General features: G+C 46.5%; 13 protein-coding genes and 1 tRNA gene. 11 read left to right on the top strand and 3 right to left on the bottom strand.

Annotated elements, in window-relative coordinates:
- Positions 1-6: 6 nt before the first annotated feature.
- The 4 genes from ESB13_RS16515 to ESB13_RS16500 all read left to right on the top strand — a co-directional run bounded on the left by ESB13_RS16515 (position 7) and on the right by ESB13_RS16500 (position 6299).
- A complete protein-coding gene (locus ESB13_RS16515; RefSeq protein ID WP_129004732.1) occupies positions 7-3330 on the top strand; it encodes a SusC/RagA family TonB-linked outer membrane protein in 3324 nt (1107 codons plus the stop codon).
- Positions 3331-3340: 10 nt separating this feature from the next.
- Complete coding sequence (locus tag ESB13_RS16510; protein ID WP_129004731.1) at positions 3341-4657, top strand: RagB/SusD family nutrient uptake outer membrane protein; 1317 nt, start codon at positions 3341-3343, stop codon at positions 4655-4657.
- A gap of 134 nt (positions 4658-4791) precedes the next feature.
- Positions 4792-5601, top strand: a complete 810-nt coding sequence (locus tag ESB13_RS16505) for a LytR/AlgR family response regulator transcription factor (protein WP_129004730.1) — start codon at positions 4792-4794, stop codon at positions 5599-5601.
- 65 nt (positions 5602-5666) lie between these two features.
- The gene (locus ESB13_RS16500) at positions 5667-6299 is read left to right on the top strand and encodes an MgtC/SapB family protein (protein ID WP_129004729.1); all 633 of its coding nucleotides are present in this window, start codon (positions 5667-5669) and stop codon (positions 6297-6299) included.
- A gap of 60 nt (positions 6300-6359) precedes the next feature.
- Here the strand turns inward: ESB13_RS16500 and ESB13_RS16495 are convergent, their stop codons facing one another.
- The 3 genes from ESB13_RS16495 to ESB13_RS16485 form a co-directional block, all read right to left on the bottom strand.
- Complete coding sequence (locus tag ESB13_RS16495; protein WP_129004728.1) at positions 6360-7160, bottom strand: helix-turn-helix domain-containing protein; 801 nt, start codon at positions 7158-7160, stop codon at positions 6360-6362.
- Between the two features lie 58 nt (positions 7161-7218).
- Positions 7219-8634 carry an aldehyde dehydrogenase family protein gene (locus ESB13_RS16490; RefSeq protein ID WP_129004727.1) on the bottom strand — a complete coding sequence of 472 codons (1416 nt, stop codon included), beginning with the start codon at positions 8632-8634 and terminating at the stop codon, positions 7219-7221.
- Between the two features lie 141 nt (positions 8635-8775).
- A tRNA-Lys gene (locus ESB13_RS16485) sits at positions 8776-8848 on the bottom strand.
- Between the two features lie 393 nt (positions 8849-9241).
- Between ESB13_RS16485 and ESB13_RS16480 the strand changes: the two genes are divergently transcribed.
- From ESB13_RS16480 to ESB13_RS16450, 7 genes are read left to right on the top strand one after another with little or no spacing between them, the layout of a single operon-like run.
- Positions 9242-9625: a hypothetical protein gene (locus tag ESB13_RS16480; protein WP_129004726.1), complete on the top strand. Its 384-nt coding sequence runs from the start codon at positions 9242-9244 to the stop codon at positions 9623-9625.
- A 49-nt stretch (positions 9626-9674) separates the two neighbouring features.
- Positions 9675-11144 carry a DUF3375 domain-containing protein gene (locus tag ESB13_RS16475; RefSeq protein ID WP_129004725.1) on the top strand — a complete coding sequence of 490 codons (1470 nt, stop codon included), beginning with the start codon at positions 9675-9677 and terminating at the stop codon, positions 11142-11144.
- A gap of 36 nt (positions 11145-11180) precedes the next feature.
- On the top strand, positions 11181-11783 hold the full coding sequence (locus tag ESB13_RS16470; protein ID WP_129004724.1) for a DUF4194 domain-containing protein: 603 nt from the start codon (positions 11181-11183) through the stop codon (positions 11781-11783).
- Entirely contained in the window at positions 11749-15141 is a 3393-nt protein-coding gene (locus tag ESB13_RS16465) for an ATP-binding protein (RefSeq protein WP_129004723.1), read from the top strand. The genes ESB13_RS16470 and ESB13_RS16465 overlap by 35 nt, the downstream gene beginning before the upstream one ends.
- Positions 15141-16283 (top strand): Wadjet anti-phage system protein JetD domain-containing protein, encoded by a 1143-nt coding sequence (locus tag ESB13_RS16460; protein ID WP_129004722.1) that lies wholly within the window; start codon positions 15141-15143, stop codon positions 16281-16283. Before ESB13_RS16465 ends, ESB13_RS16460 begins: the two co-directional genes overlap by 1 nt.
- 41 nt (positions 16284-16324) lie before the next feature.
- Entirely contained in the window at positions 16325-16894 is a 570-nt protein-coding gene (locus ESB13_RS16455; protein ID WP_129004721.1) for an NADPH-dependent FMN reductase, read from the top strand.
- A gap of 31 nt (positions 16895-16925) precedes the next feature.
- Positions 16926-17390: a TspO/MBR family protein gene (locus tag ESB13_RS16450; RefSeq protein WP_129004720.1), complete on the top strand. Its 465-nt coding sequence runs from the start codon at positions 16926-16928 to the stop codon at positions 17388-17390.
- Positions 17391-17407: the final 17 nt, after the last annotated feature.

The following is a 17407-nucleotide window of genomic DNA, read 5'->3' as shown; positions in this document are numbered from 1 at the left end:
GCAGAAATGAGCAGACGACTACTAGTGTTTTTATTACTGCTGGCCGCATCCTTTACAGGTTTTGGCCAGGACCAGACTACTGTTACAGGTCAGGTACTGTCGGAAGAAAACGGCAAACCTGTTCCCGGCGCATCCGTATTTGTCGACAACTCCCCTATTGGCGAACAGGCTGGCCCCGATGTCATCCAGAACGCTGTGATAGGTGCAGTGACCGATGTCAACGGCCGCTTTACCTTGAAAGTGCCCGCAGGCACTGCATACCTGAAAGTGAGTTCTATGGGTTACAATACCATCCTGGTAAATATTCTGAATAAAAAGAATATCTCTATCAGGCTCGCTTCCGAAAAAAATAACCTCTCCGAAGTCATCGTGAACGGTTATACCAACATCGCGAAACGTAAGAATACTACGGCTACAGCTAAAATCGAAATCGATAAGATCAGGCAAACAGGCGTATCCGGCGTAGACCAGATGCTCGAAGGCCAGATCGCCGGCGTATCCGTTACCACCCTCAATGGTGGCCCCAACGGCGCTCCTCAGATCAGGATCCGTGGTAACGCTTCTCTTACTGCCCAGGACCCGCTGTGGGTCCTCGATGGTATCCCGTTGGAAGGAACCAATATGCCTGTCATTTACGATAAAGACAACATCGACCAGCTGCGCAACCTGCCCATCGCAGGTATCAACCCCGACGATATCGCCGATATCACCATTCTTAAAGACGCTGCAGCAACAGCTATCTATGGCGCCCGCGCCTCCAACGGTGTAATTGTAATAACTACCAAAAAGGGTAAAAAAGGACCGGTAGCCATTAGCTTTAGTGCCAATACGTTCATTGCCGAACGTCCAAACTTTAACAAGCTCAATCTCATGAATGCTGCTGAAAAAGTAGATTTTGAACTGGGCGTTGCTGCAAATCCTGAACTTACCTACAGACCCAACCAGGGTGCCGTTACGCGTATTCTTAACAATGCAGGAGAACTGGGTACCTTCAGAACCAATGGCTTTGCGGGTTTAAGCAGCGCCACCCAACAGGCGATCAATGCACTTAAATTAACCAATACCGATTGGGGAAAAGAGATCTATCAAACACCTGCCAACCAGCAATATGGTCTTAACCTCTCCGGTGGCAACGATCAGGCGAACTATTATTTCTCCGCAGGTTATTATGACGAAAGAGGTACTACGATAGGAACAGGACTAAAAAGGTATAATATCACCCTAAAAACCGATGTGAATATATCTTCCAAACTGAGCTTCGGCGCAGCATTATTCGCCTCTAAATCCGATCGTAAAAGTTATCTCACCGAGGTCGACGCATTTACTAGTCCTTCCCGTTATTCCCGGAATGTAAACCCCTACCTGTCCGTTAAGGATGCCAACGGTAACTACATTTATGATCAGGATATTCAGGGTACAGGTAACCTTACAGGCGACGTATACATCCCATTCAATATTACGGAAGAGCGTGACAATACAAAATATAAACTCAGCAATGGTAGCCTGAAAGGATTGTTTAACGTTAATTACAAAATCCTTCCCGGCCTTAAACTACGCTCCGAATTAGGCCTCCAGTTCGAAGAAATAAGCGCAGAAAAATTCGCAGGTACAAACTCTTACTTCCTGCGTAAACTGAAAGAATCTACCAGGTATTATAATTCCGCTACAAGGCAATATGAATATTTCCTGCCTGCAGGCGGCACCATCCAGAATCAGAACACATCTTTCTTCCAGTATAACTGGAAAAATGTGCTCGAGTTCAATAAGGTGATCAACCAGAAACATGAGATCGATGTAATGGTAGGCTCTGAATTGAGAAGGAACAAGAATACCGACCTTCAAACCAAAGGCTTTGGTTACAATGAGAAAACCCTCACCAACCAAACCATCGTTTTCCCGAACAGTGATTTTGCCTCCTATTCAAGCTTTCGCCCTTACCAGAAGACATTTGCAGAAAATGCCTTCGCATCAGCCTATGCAACGGTATCATATACCTACGATCGTAAATATACCGCCTACGGTAGCATCCGTTACGATGGCTCCGATCTGTTTGGTGTAGATCCTAAGTATAAGTACCTGCCCATCTACTCTATCTCTGGCGCCTGGAACGTCAGGGAAGAAGATTTCCTGAGATCGGCATCTGCAATCTCTAACCTGCGCATCCGCGCCTCTTACGGTCTTCAGGGTAATATCGATAAATATACATCACCCTTTATCGTTGGTTCTTATGAGCCGATTAACGTATTACCCGGGAATAACGAAACCGGCGTGAACGTTACAACCCCGCCCAATAACAAACTGCGCTGGGAAAAAACAGCAACGGTTAACGTCGGCTTCGACCTCGGCTTGTTCAATAACAGGATCCAGGTAATTGCCGACTATTATAACAGGAATGGCAAGGACTTAATTGGTACCGAAATGCTCCAGCTGGAAAATGGTTTTAATAATACCAAATCCAACTTCGCAAGAATTAATAACAAGGGCATTGAGCTGAGTATCTCCACACACAATATCGTTACCAAAAACTTTCAATGGTCAACCGACTTTAACATCGCCCGCAATAAAAGCAGGATGATCAGGCAAAAAGCAGCGCCCAGCGACTTTATGCCCTCAAAAGAAGGTTATCCCATTAATGCATTGTTTGTGCTGAAAACAGCAGGACTCGATGCCAACGGAATTCCTCAGTTTCTTCAGAATGGCAGGGTTACCAGCCTCGAAGATTTCTATCAGCTCTACGATCCTTATGCCGATATCTTCCCCGGAGAATTACTGGATACACGTCTCGACCGCGCAGGGTTCCAGAGTCTGTTCTCTTATGCCGGCGACATGGATCCTAAATTTACCGGTGGTTTGATCAACCGTTTCCGCTTGGGTGGTTTCGATCTTGCCATCTCCGCACTCTTTAAACTGGATCAATGGAAACTGGCTGCGCCTTCCTATAATCCTGCTGCCGTTGATCGCGGTCAGAACTATGCAAGGTCTGTCAGCAGTCTGCCTCCTGCATTTGGTAAAGAAAGCTACAATGGTGAAAGATGGATGGCCTATACCTGGATGAACAGCCAGGATCCTATCAACAGCTACAGGATGCTCGACATCTTTGCGAAAAAGATCAGCTACGTACGTATCAACAGCATCAGGCTCGGGTATAATCTCCCCGCTTCCGTTGCACGCAAAGTAAAAGCCGGTAACATTAAACTTACTGTTGAAAGCAGGAATCCTTTTGTATTCGGCACCAATTACGATGGATACTTCGATCCCGAAACTTATGGCGACATCTATGCACAGCCCGTTACAAGAAGTATCTCTTTCGGTTTAAATGCCACCTTTTAACTAGAACACAATGAACAGAATCATAAAACTTACAACAGCGCTCCTGCTTATTATTACCGCAAGCAGCTGCAAAAAATACCTGGATATAGAACCGGTTGGACGTGTTATCCCGAAAACTGCAGAAGATTTCAGGGGACTGTTAACCTCCGCTTATGGTCACTTCCCCGAACATAAGTCTCTCCTGGCTTTACGTACCGATGAAACGGTCCTCGATGAGTGGGCTACCGACTATCCCAGCGCTAAAGGCATTTACACCTGGAACGATGCAACGCCCGATGCGGCAACTTTCCAGTTTCAGTATGTCCAGTTCTATACGGTTATCTTTAATGCCAACCATGTAATTGCCGAAATAGAAAACGAAGCCGGTAAAACCACAGAAACAGATCAGATCAAAGGTGAGGCATTTTTATTACGCGCCTATTGTCATTTTGAACTGTTGAACCTCTATGCCAAGCCATACAATAAAGCCACAGCAGCTTCAGACAGAGGTATCCCCATGTCTCTGAAAATAGACCTGGAGCAAAACTACGCTCCTTCAACAGTTGAAGAGGTGTACACGCAAATTCTCTCCGATATTGCAGACGGTCAGAAACTGCTGAATGTGGCAACTTTCGAGACAGGTAAAAACTATCGCTTTACCACACGCGCCGCATGGGCGCTATTGGCGAGGGTACGTGAATTCAGAGGCGAATGGGAACAGGCGCTGCAGGCAACTGAACAGGCGTTGACGCTGAACGATAAACTCGAAGATCTTAACGCTTCTTCCAGGTTGCCCAGCCACTATCAGTCAGTAGAGAATATCATGTCTTTGGAAAAAGCCTTCAACTTGCGTGGAGTAGCACTGATCTCCGATCATCTGCTGGGGATCTATGACCGTACAAACGACCTCCGCTTTCCGCTGTATTTCAGTAGGTCCGGCGGTGATTATGCTTCTCTGAAAGGTGGCGACAACGCTCTGAAGATAACTTTCCGTAATGGAGAACTTTACCTCATCCGCGCCGAAGCTGCACTCCACGCAAACAATAAAGCCCTGGCGCTGCAAAGCTTGCTGGCATTGAAAGCAAAACGCCTGAAGCCTGCTTACTATCAAACAGAAGCTACCCGCATCAGCACTCTTGGCAATGAAGCGCTGGCGCAGGAGATCCTCAACGAAAGAGAAAGAGAGCTGGCCCTTGAAGGTCACCGCTGGTACGATCTCCGCCGTTATGGCCAGCCCGGAATAACGCATTTCACCGGCGGAGAAGAGTTCACGCTTAAACAGAATGACCCCAGGTATACCTTGCGTTTCCCTAAAGATGCGCTGGCAAGCAATCCAAACCTGCAATGATTTTATAAAAAGAGCAGATACGCCCAGTTGCTCTTAAGGCTGTACCGGTACAGGTACAGCCTTTCTTCTTCCCCAATCACATTTCCCATCCAATTGATATTCTTTTTTTACTTTTAGCCTCAAGCAGAGATAAAATGAAAGTATTAATTGTTGAGGATGAAGACCTGGCGGCGGTAACGCTACAAAATGCATTACTGCGTATTAATCCTGCAGTTCAGGTTGCCGCAATTCTTGGCACAGTAGAGGCCGCCGCCGCGTGGCTTACAAATAATACCCCGGATCTCATTTTCATGGATATTCACCTTGGCGACGGCGAAAGTTTCCGCATCTTTCAGCTCGTCACCATAGAATGCCCCGTCATTTTTACCACAGCCTACGATCAATATACGCTTAAAGCCTTCAAACACCAGGGCATCGACTACCTGCTGAAACCCTTTAATGAGGCTGATATAAGAGGAGCCCTCAATAAACTGGAAATGCTCCGCCGGTCCGCAACGGCAACGGATACAGTCCAGTCGTCCCGCCATCCAGACGCATCGCCTGCTGAACAGGCTGCTCTAACATCCCCTGCACCCTTCTCTGGCACACCTGCTATCCGTCTTCGGAACCGGTTCCTCGTAAAAATTGGCCGCATCATCAAAACAATAGCACTGGAAGAAGTAGCGTATTTCATGGCGTCCGATAAATACCTCTTCATGATCACAAAAGATCAGCAGCATTATATCATTGAAGAAACGATCGCGAGTCTTGAGCCCCAGCTCAATCCGGAATTGTTCTTTCGCATCAACAGGAAATTTATCATCCAGGTGAAAGCTATAAAGGAAATGCATAAACTTCCCCGTAACCGCGTAAAAGTGGTGCTTTCCCCGCCGCCGCCGGAAAATGTTGAAATCGTAGTAAGTGAAGAAAGAGCCGAAGACTTTAAACAATGGCTCGATACCTGACAAAGCCGCTTCCGGTCATCAACAACTCATAAAATGCATCTGCCATCTATTCCCTATATTTATTTATGGACTACGAAATAGCATTACGACTCCTCCTGGCAGCCCTGTGGGGTGGAATTGTAGGAGCGGAAAGAGAATATCGCAGTAAATCCGCAGGATTTAGAACAATGATAATGATCTCTATGGGATCATGTTTCTTTACTATAATGTCTTTATTGATTGGAGGGGGAAATAACCCCGATAGAATTGCTGCCAATATTGTAACAGGTATCGGCTTCCTGGGCGCTGGCGTTATTTTTAAAGAAAATAATAATAAAGTGCAGGGTATTACTACCGCCGCAACAATATGGTCTGTTGCGGCAGTAGGTATGGGTATTGGTGGTGGTTATTATATGGCGGCAGCAGGTGCCAGCCTTCTTATCCTGGCAGTGCTGGCGATTCTTCATTCCTGGGAGAATGTGATCGATAAACTCAACCAGGTAAGAGTCTATTCGCTTGAATGCAACTATGCTCCCGACGCCCTCGATTATTTTGAACAGTTGATCAGCTCCGGTCAAATGAAATTTAAATTGCTCAAACAGCTGAAAACTTCAGAGAAGCTTTTGTTGGTATGGGAAGTACAGGGACACGAAAAAAAACACCGGAAATTGGCCACTACGCTAATGAATGATCCCAGGGTAGCACGCTTTGAACAGTAATTGATTAACGCCGGTCACTTGGCAATGTCCTGGTAACGCCGGTCGCAGAAAAAGCTGTAGTTAAACAAAGGAAGGCGCAATACCATACTGCTTCTTAAAGGCATACGAAAAGTGCGAAAGGTCTTCAAATCCCAGGTCAAGATAAATATCCGATGCAGCTTTCTTCTGCTCTTTTATAAGATAGTGCGCTTCCTGTAATCTCCGCTGTAATAGCCAGCGGCTGGGCGTAAGATGAAATACCTTCTCAAAATCACGCTTAAAGGTCGACAGGCTCCTTCCTGTAAGATAGGCGAACCGCTTCAGATCTACATTGAAATGATAGTTGCGCACCATAAAAGCTTCGAGGTCTATCTTGCCCGGTACCGAAAAGTCAAAGAGAATATCTTTCACTTCCGGCTTTAATTGCAACAATAGCAACAACGCTTCATGTTGCTTTACCAGCAGCAATTCTCCCTTCCCCTGCTCTTTTAGCAGCGATTCATAAACCTTAAGCGATTCCATATAATGACTTAATACCGAAGGCGCAGGTAAATGTTGAAACGATTTTCCCGCGGTCATGCCTCCTGACGTATAACCATAGTTCATGCTGAAATTACGCAGGGTGCCCTGCTCAAAGAAAATAGAGATAGACCGGAATTCTCCGCTTTCTCCGGGATGTTTCGTGTACTTCCCCAGCCGGTTCCTGCGGCAGAAATACAAGTCCCCTTCCCGAAAGGAAACAGCTTCTGTTCCGTCATTTACTTCCAGTTTCCCCGACACTACATATCCGATTGTATGTTCAGGAACAAACTGCTCCCCGGACCTGCTCCTCGTAAAATAACAGGAGAAACGGATGGGAAGTCTGGTGGTCTCTATGCTCATATAACTATTGCTGTTTCAAATGTACTAATACCTGCAGCTACTTTAAGCGCCGGACTTATTATTCAATAACTGCCTTCGGCTCCAGGTACGATTCCAGCCCGTACACCCCAAATTCCCGGCCTATTCCCGATTGCTTGAATCCGCCAAAAGGAGCCATAGGGTCATGTTTCAGTTCGTTGATTAAAACCCTGCCGGCATTGATACGATTCGCTACCCGGCGCCCGCGTTGCACATCGGTTGTATTGATATACGCCTGCAAACCATAATCGGTGTCATTTGCGATATTGATAGCTTCTTCTTCTGTATCATAAGAAATGATGGATAGAACCGGCCCGAAGATCTCTTCTCTCGCAATACGCATATTATTATTTACATTGGCAAAAACGGTCGGCTTTACAAAGTTCCCCGCTTCAAGTCCCTCTGGATGACCGGTACCTCCTGTAACTAACTCGGCGCCTTCTGTTAATCCCAGCTGAATATAATGCTGTACCCGCTCGTATTGCTTTATACTAACCATGGGGCCTATAGCAGTACCTTCCTCTCCTGGGTTGCCAACAGCTACCTGTGCTACAGCTTGCTTTATAAGTTCTTTTATTTCGTCTTGTTTGCTTTCAGGAACTAACAATCTTGTGCCTGCTATACAAGCCTGCCCGCTGTTCATAAAGGCGGCAGCAATAATCTTTGGAATAGCGCTTTCCAGGTCTGCATCATCCAGGATAATATTAGGCGATTTACCCCCAAGCTCTAGCGTCACGCGTTTCATGGTCTCGGCCGCTCCACGTGCTATGCTCTTGCCAACTGCTGTAGAACCGGTAAAGGATATCTTGGCGATATCAGGATGCTGCGTTATGGCCGCTCCCACTACCGATCCGGTGCCATTCACAATGTTGAATACCCCTGCAGGCAACCCTGCCTCATGCAAACACTCCATGATCACCTGCGTTTGTAAGGCACTCATCTCGCTCGGTTTTATCACTGCTGTGCAGCCCGCCGCAATAGCCGTGCTCAGCTTGCCGCAAATAAAACTGTTGCTCGCATTCCATGGTGTAATGATCCCCGCTATCCCTGCAGGCGTAAGCACTACCCTTGAGCTGCCCACTATTCTTTCAAACTGGAAATGCTGTAAGACAGCTATATTCGACCGGAAGCTTTCAAGCGTGTTGGCAACACTCCTCCGGCAAAAAGCCAGCGTTCCGCCATATTCCTCCACCATTACCGATACTAGCTCATCCCTTCGCTTTGCAACAGCATCATATAGGGCCTGTAAGTATTCAATTCTCTCCGCAGTACTCGTCTGCGAAAACGTAGTAAAAGCCGCTTTTGCAGCGGCTACAGCGGCATTAACGTCAACTTCATCACCTAACACAACCTGCCCAAGTACTGTATTATTGGTAGGGTTAATAAGCGTAAACTGCTCCGTGCCATGTGGCGTTACAAATGCGCCGTTAATATAGATCTTGTCTATCGTTTTCATCTTGTCTCAATTTTTATAACACAAAGTTGAAACAAGATGCCGTTGAGCAATTTTGTTTAAAAGTCCAAATTGCTTTGTTGGAAAGCTCATAGCAATAAACGACAACAGGCATCATATATTTGATGCCTGTTGTCGTTTTTGTGACCCCGCTGAGGCTCGAACTCAGGACCCACAGATTAAGAGTCTGTTGCTCTACCAACTGAGCTACGAAGTCGTAATAAGAACTGCTGTATAACCAGCAGCCGTCATAATGCAAAGCTATATTCATTTCCAGTTATAGAAACTGATTTATCTCATGGTTTACCCCCATTATCCTTTGTTAAACTCCACAGACGGTCAATAGCTGCTTTTCGAAAGAAGATAGTATTGAAAAATGAAAAAACTATACCTTAAACAACCCGCCTTCTGGGCCGCCTTCTTCAGCTTTCCGCTTTTTGTTATCCTTAACCTTTGTGCTATAATTCTTACAAACTGGTTAACTGGTTGGCACCTCCGTCTCCCTGTCTGCGGATATGTTACCCCCTGTAAAAGCCAACCTTTTAGCTTTACGTGGCCCGACATATCGCTGCTTATTGTTTTTGGTCTGTCTGTAGCACTACCATTATTAATGATCGCTTTGTTCTGGAAATGGAGCCGCAGGTATAAATGGGGTGAATTCCTGTTTATAGCGCTCATCGCAGCACTTGGCCAATATCTTGTTTTTGCTGTTGCTCAAACGGGGGCTATCTTTCATCTGGATCCGTTTCAATGGGCCGGCAATCCTCCTTTTGCTGCTTCTTTCTATTCCTCGGTTTATATCTGGTGGATGAGTTATGGCCTTACACACAGCTTTGTGATAATTCCTGCTTTTATAGGACTTGCCGCTTTTTTCCTGCTGCTGAAAAGGACTGGCTCGCTTAAAAACAGCTATCCCGCCTTCGCAGGTCTCCTTTGCGGTTTGGTAGTTGAGTTGCCCTTTTTCCTGCTCTTCTGCTGGATCTTTGTGCGCTAATCGGAAATCTGCCTATCTTCATTCCCCTTTTTCCGTAGCTTGTAAACTTATGGCAGGGACTGATATCGCTTTTACTATTGAAACCGCACCCGCTGTGCAAATGCTTCGCATGCGTAATGCACACTGGGTGCTGCCCTTTCTTTACCAGGTTTTTAAGGAAGGTAACCTCTTTTCCATCCAGGAACCGCAATTGATAAACCTGCTCGCCGAAGCGTTGAGCCTCCATGCCGAAGGCACCGAAGATATCGAGGAAGCCCGCATCGAGTTCGGCGAAGACGAAGAAAGCCGCGCACGCAAATACCTGCTTAACTGGGTCCAGAAACGCCTGCTCCAGGACCTTCCCGGCCCCGATGGAGAGGTTATTTACCAGTTGTCATCCCACGCCGAAAAGGTCTTCCAATGGCTCCAATCCTTACAGAAACGGCAGTTTGTAGGTACGGAAAGCCGCTTTAAGATCCTCTTTTCCTCCCTCCGCGATATGGTCGAGAAAACGGAGGACGACCGTGTACGCCGCCTCGAAGAACTGAAAAATAAACGCGCTGAAATCGATAAGGAAATTAAGGCGCTTGAACTCGGCGCTCCTGTAGAGGTTTACAGTAATGCCCAGGTGCAGGAACGTCTCGAACTCTTCACCCGCCTTTGCTATGAACTTGTCAGCGACTTCAGGGAAGTGGAAGATAACTTCAAACAGATCCACCGGAACATCGTAGAACAACATACCCGCGCCGAACTCAACAAAGGCGCTATCCTCGGCTACGCCTTCGAATCGTACGATGCACTGCGTACCAGCGACCAGGGTAAAAGCTTCTATGCTTTCTGGGATTTCCTTATCTCCCGGGCAGGACAGGAAGACTGGCGTAACCTTACAGGTGAACTGGTCCAATTGCTTGAAGAAAGAGAAATTCCGGCCGATCTTCATTTCCTTCAGAATATTAAATCCCTGTTGCTGCAGCAGGGACGCTCTGTATATGATGCCAACGACAAAATGGCCGAAAAGCTCAGCCGCATCATCACCGAAAAAGAAATTGCCTATCACCGCCGCTTGCGCCAGCAGATCAGTAACATCAAAGAACTGGTCTTTGAACTCATGGACGATGAAGATCCTGTTCCCTGCGGCATAAGTATAGAGCAGCCGGCGGAGATCAGGCTGGTAATGGACAGGAAACTGACCACAGAACAAAAGAAGGCAACAGGCGCCGTGAAACAACCCCTGGCCAGTGAAGAAAAGATAGGTGATATGGAGCGTTTTAACCGCCTCCTTAATACCAGCTTTGTAGATAAGAAAAAACTTTGGTCCCAGGTAGAAACGGTATTGAAACAACAGCAAACTGCTACCCTGAAAGAGATCATTGAAAAAACAGGCCTCGAAAACGGCGTAGCCGAAATCGTGGCTTATTATAGTTTCCTGCGCGATAAGGGTAGCAGGGTTCAGATCATGAAAAACATCTCTGAACATATCCCTGTAAACAAAGAGCAAACAAAATTCCTGGAAGTGCCTTATCTGTTATTTAGTAAATAAGCGCACCTTTCATTATTAAAGATACTATTACTTGATATGAATATTCCGGATAAGATAATACCCTATACACCGGTCTTCATCAAACTGCTGAAAGGCCCCGTAGAATATGTGGAAAAATCCACCTGGGAAAAACTGCTTCAGTACAAGATAGAACTCTCTTCTTTTGTTCGCCAGTTGGGCCTTACCCTGGTATTGGATGAAGAAGATGGTTATGCTTACCTCCGGCATACCACGGCCGAAGAAGAGGAGGCCGGTGTAAGCTGGATGCAGCGCCGCCCCCTTACTTACGACGAAAGTGTCTTGCTGGTATTGCTTCGCGATATGATGGCAGAGTTTGAAGTAGGAGAGGTGACCAACAGGGAGCTTATAAAAAAGCGCCGCGAGATAAAAGAATACGCCGAACTCTTTTTTAAAGAAAATGCCAGCCGCGTTAAATTCATAAAAGAACTCGACAGGTTAATTGATCGCGCCGAAGAAAACGGCTTCCTCGACAGGATAGAGAACAACGATCTCGCCGACGAACAGAAGTTTCGCATCAAAAAGATCATCAAAGCCAGGGTCGATGGCGAAGTATTAGATCAGTTTAAGCAACAACTAAGCGAGCATGCAACTAAACGTATTCAGCACCGACAGTCATAAATCAGGCTTTCGGCTTCAATATATGGAGGTGTTTAACTGGGGCACTTTCGACGAAGTGATCCACAGCATCCGGCCTGGTGGCGAAACCTCATTACTTACCGGCTCCAACGGTAGCGGCAAAACTACTTTTGTAGATGCCCTGCTTACCTTGATCGTTCCGGAAAAGAAATACCGCTTCTACAACCAGTCCTCGGGAAGTGAAAAAAAAGGCGATCGTACCGAAGAAACCTATGTGCTCGGTGGCTATGGTACTGTGAACAGCGAAAGCACCAACACTACCAAAACCCTCTACCTGCGCGAAAACAAGGATGAAGCTTACAGCATCCTGCTGGCACACTTTGCCAATGAAGCCCAGCAGCTGGTAACATTGTTCCAGGTACGCTATTTCACAAATGGTGAAATGAAAAGGGTTTTCGCAGTAGCCCACAAAGCGCTTCGTATCGAGGACGACTTCAAACCCTTTGATCTTAGTGGTGCCTGGAAGAAAAGAATAGATCAGCAGTATAACAAAGGCTCCCGTAAACAGGTAGAATGGTTCTCTGCCGCAGGAGCCTATGCACAAAGGCTTACAGAAGTACTGGGTATGCAAAGCCTGCAGGCGCTTAGTCTCTTCAACCAGACTGTCGGCATCAAAGTGCTTGGTAATCTGGACGAGTTTATCAGAACGCACATGCTCGAACCACGTAATATGGAAGAGCAGTTCCTCGATCTGAAAAAACACCTGGGTACCCTCCTCGAAGCCCAGCGTAATATCGAAAAGGTAGAACAGCAGATAGCGCTACTACAGCCTTTGGGTACACTTTATAACAGCTTCCAGCAAAACCTGCAGCAACTGCAGCAGCTGAAGCAGGAAAATGAAATAGCCGCCATCTGGCATAGCTATACCAAACACCACCTGCTGCAGGAAGCAGTAAGTGAATCCCGTCGCCTGCTTAATGAGCTGCAACAAAAGATTGATGCCTCAAAAACGCAAATAGATAATCTCATTGAGCAAGAGCGCCAAACCCGTAATCAGGTAGAACAAAATAAAGCAGGACAACGGTTACAGCAATTGGAAAAAGAGCTGGAGGAAACAAAGGGACGATTGCTGCTGGCTGAAAAACATCTTACTCTTTTCTCCGATTGGTGCAATACTTTGCGCATTAATGAAGTGAATGCGGTAGATGAAGCAAGTTATAAACGTATCAAAGCCGAAGCGCATAAAGCTGGTTTACGTATAGAAAGAGAAAGCAGACTCAACAGTGACGATGATTTTGACAGTAGAAACATATCCATCAATAGCGCCAGGGAAAAGGAGCGGATAGAAGCGGAACTTAACCTCTTGCTTCACACAAAGAACAATATACCCGGTAACCTGATCCGTCTGCGAAGAGAGGTATGCGATGCATTGAAAATTGATCCCGACGAATTACCCTTCGCGGGCGAACTCATGCAGGTGAAAGCAGAAGAAATGGCCTGGCAGCCCGCATTGGAAAAACTGCTGCATGGATTCGCCTTGCGCTTGTTAATCCCTACCAGGCATTATAAAAAGGTAAACAGGTTCGTCAACAATACTAATCTCAGAGCCCGTCTTGTCTATTATCATGTTGCCGACATAGCCCTGCACCAGTATGCCGAAGAAGATACTGTATTCCATAAACTGGACTTCCATCCCGAACACCCGCTTACCGGGTGGGTGGAACAACAACTGATTCGCCAGTTCGAGCATATTTGCCTGGAAGATGAAAAGGCCCTGGATCGTTACGATAAAGCAATCACCCTTAACGGACTTATCAAAAACCGGGATCGCCATGAAAAAGACGACCGTCCCGAGAGGAACGATGCGGGAAGCTATGTAATGGGCTGGAATAATGAACGAAAGAAAGAATCCCTTATACATAAAAGAAACCAGCTTGCCGATGCCATTGCCTTGGCTGAAGAAACCTTACAGCGTTGTAAACGCAAAAAGGAACGACTTGATAAGGAAATGGTAGCCATGAATAATATCGATCAGCATAGCGGCTTCATTACAATAGACGTTGCAGCCTTGCAACGCGCTGTTCATAACATTGAAGAACAGGCAAAATCCTTGAGCCAGAGCAATAATCAGCTCAAAGCATTGACCAGGCAGCTTGAAGAAATTCAGGAGAAGCGTAACGCTTCGGAGCTGGAGCGTGCCGGGCTTACAAAAGCACAAGGGTTCGAGGAAATGAAGGTAGAACAATGGCAATCCGAATTGAACGGACTTCAGGTAATGCTGCAACTGTTACAAGAGGAGGATAAAGATAAATTGCTCTCTTTTCAACAGCGCTACGCAGAGCAAACAGCCAGCCTTGCGCTGGATAATATCAGCCAGATTTACCAGAAAATAAAGCAACAGGTAGAAGCTGGTATTGATAGGTTGAACGAGACTGTACACAGGGAAGAAACGCAATTGAATAAAAGTATCAACCGTATCAAAAGCCCATCTACTGATATCCAGCAGCGTTTTCCCGACTGGATAGGCGATGTGCAGCAACTGCCCGACGACGCCGCCTATACCATCGAATACATCGAATGGCTCGATAAACTCGAATCGGAAAACCTGCCCCGCTTCAAAAAAGACTTTGAACGCTACCTCCATGAAACGATGGTGTACAAAATGGGCGAGTTGAACGAAGAGCTCGAAAGCTGGGAAAGAAATATTACCGGCAGCGTCGACAAGCTAAACCGTTCTCTGAGCGCCATCAATTTTAACCGTCTCCCCGATACCTATATCCAGCTGGGACGTCGCCCGGTAAATGATACAACTGTAAAGGAATTTAAGTACAAACTCCTCGAAGCATTGCCGCAGGCAGCAAACTGGCAGCAGAACAGCTTTGATGAAAAAGCATTTCACTTCCGTAGTAAAGTGCAACCCCTCATCGCCAGCCTCGACGAAAGCGAAGCCTACCGCGCGAAAGTGCTTGATGTGCGCAATTGGTTTGAATTTTGGGCCGATGAAAAGTTCCGCAATACAGATGAGTTGAAAAAAACTTACCGCCAGATGGGCCAGCTCTCCGGTGGCGAAAAAGCGCAGCTTACCTATACCATCCTTTGTAGTGCCATCGCCTACCAGTTCGGTATTACCCGCGAAGGAAGCAATAGCAAAAGCCTCAGGTTCATCGCCGTGGATGAAAGCTTTAGCAACCAGGACGAAGAAAAAGCAACCTACCTCATGGAACTGTGTAAACAACTGCATCTGCAACTGCTGGTAGTAACGCCAAGCGACAAAATCCAGATCGTTCAGGACTTTATAGCACACGTGCACCTGGCGCAGCGTATCAACAACCGTCACAGTGAAATGTATAACATGACTATGAAAGAACTAAAGGAAAAGATAGATGAAAATGCCGCCTGATGTTGATAGATCAATATATATCGCAATTGGAGAAGCATTACCAGTCTCACTTGAGACGCCTGATAATGGAACAGCCTTTTGAGGTAATTATATTGTTTGGTGGGAAAAAGCGGCCTGAAACTACAAAAGAATTGCATGAACGGATACGGCTATTCCAGGCGCATGAAAAAAGCGGCAGCATCCAGGGTTGGCTAATTGATTGGGAAGACTGGAATAGTAAAAAATTGGGCAAACAAAAATGGCCCGCAAGGTTAACGGTTCAAACCGAAGATGATTTGGTTGCACTTTTGGATAAAACAAATGAACTGGATCTGTTCAGGACGCAGCTAAAAGAAATCTTGCAGTGGGATGATCGTCTTCGTGTATGGCTCGCTGCTCAGCCCCGCCGTGTGCTCGAACTGCAACCCGAATGGAACGGCCTGAAAGAAGTGCTTACATTTCTGTTAAATCACGATGTAAAGGGGCAATACCTCAGGAGCTTGCCTGTTGCTGTACATACCAAGTTTATAAAAACCCACGAACCTGTACTACTTTCTATCTTAAAGCACCTGCTACCCGAAACGGTTTCTTTGCCTGCAATAAGCTTGGAAGCCGCATTCGGAATGGCTCAAAAGCCTTTTTTGTACCCGGCAAGATGGCTGGATCCCACATTGGCTGAGATGTACACCCACGGCATGGAAGTATTGGGCCTAAGCCCCGATGGTATGCGAAAATTGTCCTGGGAACTGGATGCTGTCTGTGTCGTCGAAAATGAAACAAATTTATATCTTCTGCCCCAAACCAGCGGCATGCTGGCTGTTTGTGGATGGGGGAAAGCCTTGTCCCTGCTTCGCCAGATTCCCCTGTTAAATCGTACTCGCCTGTTCTATTGGGGCGACCTGGACGAAGACGGCTTCCTGATGCTCAACAATTTCAGAGAACTCTATCCTCATGTACAAAGCCTCTTGATGGATGAAAAGGCAGTACTGGCTCATGAACGGGAAATGTTGAAACAGCCTGCTGTTTATCAAAATCGTTTATTGCCTTTTCTGACGCTGCCAGAAAGAGCGGCATATCAGAAACTGGCAGCCGTGAACGGGCGTATTGAGCAAGAGAAGCTACAGCAAAAATACCTGCAGGATACTCTCGCCGAAATATTGTAAGTTGGTATGATTCTTTCGGTTAAAACCTCAAAAGATAACATATGAATACCACTGTCCATCTTGTTGCACTTTGCGGCAGCCTCCGCAAAAATTCCTTCAATGGTTTTCTCCTGCAAAATGCACTGAAACTATTGCCGGAAGGTGTAACAATGGAAATCGTGTCAATTGCCGATCTGCCGCATTATAACCAGGATGAAGATACACCGGCTAAACCCGAACGCCCGCAACAGGTAGTGGCCTTCAGAAATAAGCTGGCGGCAGCAGATGGTTTTCTTATCGCCTCTCCCGAATACAACTACTCCATTCCGGGGGCATTAAAAAATGCGATTGACTGGGCATCACGTGGTAAAGATTCCCCGTTATTGCAAAAGCCGGTAGCCCTCATAGGCGCTACTACCAGTTTATGGGGCACAGTCCGCATGCAGTTAGCCTTTCAGCCTGTTTTTCTGACTTTGAGTATGAAACCTGCACTAAAACCGGAAGTCTTGGTGGCGGATGCCGCGAAAAGATTCGATGACAGGGGTAATCTTACTGATGACATGGCGCGCGACCTGCTTCGTCAGAAAATAGAGGCTTTGCACCAACTGGTACTTCAAAGCCGTCAGTCATAATCTGCAGCATTTTAAACCCACCACACATTTTATGAAATGGACGAAGTTCATCATATCCCTTGCCATACCCCTTGCAGCAGGCGCTATTGCCGGAACGGTTACCGCCAATAATGTCAATACATGGTACCCGCAACTGAATAAGCCGTCCTTCAATCCGCCTAACTGGCTGTTCGGTCCGGTATGGACAATCCTTTACATCATGATGGGTATCGCCCTGTACCTGGTCTGGACAAAACCTGCTTCCCACATCAAAAGCAGGGCTATGGCATTATTCTTTGTACAACTGGCGTTGAACTTCATCTGGTCATTCCTGTTTTTTCAATGGCACCTTATCGGCATGGCCTTGGTCGATATCTCAATACTGTGGATCGCTATTATCTCCTGCCTGCTGGTTTTCAGCAGAATAAGCAAACCCGCTGCCTGGCTCTTCGTGCCATACCTGCTATGGGTAAGTTTTGCCGCCAGCCTGAATGCTGCTATTTATATGTTGAACTAATATGCCGAAATCACACC

Source organism: Filimonas effusa (assembly GCF_004118675.1).
Classification (GTDB): Bacteria; Bacteroidota; Bacteroidia; order Chitinophagales; family Chitinophagaceae; genus Filimonas; species Filimonas effusa.
This window is presented reverse-complemented; position numbering and strand designations above follow the sequence as displayed.